Source organism: Caldisericia bacterium (genome assembly GCA_021158845.1).
Lineage (GTDB): Bacteria > Caldisericota > Caldisericia > B22-G15 > B22-G15 > B22-G15.
In genome coordinates, this window is record JAGGSY010000162.1 from 1 (window position 1) to 2,142 (window position 2,142).

The window sequence follows — 2,142 nt, forward strand, 5'->3', positions numbered from 1 at the left end:
CTTTCCTTTAAATCTTTTATTCCTCCAAACAGATCTATCAGAAGACCAAATTCATTAGGATTTAAGGATATCGCCAGTGTATTTATTGTAAAATCTCTTCTTGCAAGATCCTCCTTTAAACTTGCCCACTCTATCTTTGGAAGAGCAGCTGGCTCCTTATAGTATTCTCTCCTTGAAGAGGCTATATCAATCTTTACTCCATCATCAAATACAACCTTTGCGGTTTTAAAATCTGGATGTATAAATATCTTTGCTTTAAATTCTTCCTTTATCTTTCTTGCAAGAATTATGGCATCTCCTTCCACCACTATATCTATATCCTCTACCTTTCTCTTTAAAAGCAAATCTCTTACAAACCCACCTACAAGATAGGCTCTCATATTGAGACCTTCAGCAATTTTACCTATCTCCTTAAACCTCTTTGCTATTCTTGAAGATATTTCTCTTTTCAATAAGTCAATTATATAATCCCTCTCTACAGGAAAGATAACCTTGTTTATCTCAGGGTATATAGCTCTTAATATATCACTTCTTGCAATTATTCCTACTATCTTTCCCTTAACCACTACAGGAATCCTACCAACATTTCCCTCAATCATTATCTTTTCTATTTCTTCAAGGGGAGTTTCAGGTGATACAATAACTATACTCTTTTTCATAAAATCTTTTACTTTGAAATTGGTGAGCCCATGAAGTTCCATCCTCTCGATATCCTTTCTTAAGAGCATTCCTATAATTTTTTCCTTTTTAACTACCGGGAGAGCGGAAAAACCGTGTCTTAACATAATTTTCCTTGCTTCATTAAGGGTACTCTCTTCACTTATGGTCTTTACAGGAGAACTCATTATATCCTTGGCAAAAATCCTCCTTGAAGTGTTTTCCTTAACCAACTTAACAATTTTATCAATTAGAATCTCATCCCCCTTAATCTCAAAACTTGCTGAGGATGCCGTCTTATGTCCTGCTCCTCCATAGGGAGCAAGTATCTTTCTTACATCTATTTCAACAGTTTTACTTCTTGCTATTATAACCGCTCTCTTTTTTTCTATGGATTTCAGAATTATAAACACTGCACAAAGATCAAAAAGCTCAAGAAGTTTATGTGTTAAAAAACCCATTCCTTCAACATACTCTTCCAGCACAACCTCTGAAATCCCAACTCTATAACCATTTATGGTTTTTATCTTAAGAGCAAACAAAAGTTTTTCAAATGCCTTTTTCTGTATAACATTCATATAGGTCATTGCATACTTGGAAACCATTGTTAGATCAACACCAAAGTTGAATAAATAGCTTAGAGCCTCCATGTCGTATTTTTTAGTTGTTAAGAAAGTAAGATTTCCTGTATCTTCGTATATTCCAAGGGCACCAAGACTTGCCTCAATAGAGTTTAACTCTATTCTTTTACTCTTAAGCATATGGGCAATTATTGAGGTTGTGGCACCAACTATCTTTATAATCTTTTTGGCTTGAGGTAGAGCAGATGGATCAAGCTCATGATGGTCTATAACCAGAACCTTTGGAAAATTTTTAACAAAATCACCTATTGAACCAAGTCTATCAGGGTACTGGGTATCAACTACAATAACCTCATCTATCTTCTCCAAATCTATCTTCTTTTTTGGTTTTATGTTATCAAACAGGGTTCCATACATTGAGAAAAAGGAATAAACAGGAGAAGATAGTGTGGGAAGTAGAAGTACAGAATCTGGAAAGATCTTTCCAGCAAGAATAAGGGATGCTAAAGCATCAAAATCCGCTGATCTGTGTGTAACAATTAAATTCATCAGTTAAATTATACATTTTCTTTTACTTCTCTTCAATCTTTATCTTTAGTTCCTTGAGTTGCTCCTCCTGAACTTCACTTGGTGCTGAGGTTAAAGGACATATGGCTTTCTGTGTTTTCGGGAATGGAATTACATCTCTTAAACTTGATGCTCCTGAAAGGAGCATAACTAACCTATCAAGTCCAAGGGCAATACCTCCATGTGGAGGAGCACCATATCTTAAGGCACGAAGGAAGAATTCAAACCTATTCTCGACCTCCTCATCAGAATAACCCAAAAGGTTAAATATCTTTTTCTGCAAATTTATGTCATGAATTCTTATACTCCCACCACCAATTTCATATCCATTTATGAC

Annotated in this window: 2 protein-coding genes; both read right to left on the reverse strand. The window is 35.2% G+C overall.

Going from position 1 to position 2,142, the window contains the following annotated elements:
* On the reverse strand, positions 1 to 1,787 hold a 1,787-nt coding region (locus J7J33_05715; GenBank protein MCD6168776.1), incomplete at its 3' end, for a CBS domain-containing protein.
* A gap of 22 nt (positions 1,788 to 1,809) precedes the next feature.
* A partial coding sequence (locus tag J7J33_05720) for an Asp-tRNA(Asn)/Glu-tRNA(Gln) amidotransferase GatCAB subunit C (protein MCD6168777.1) occupies positions 1,810 to 2,142 on the reverse strand: 333 nt, incomplete at its 5' end.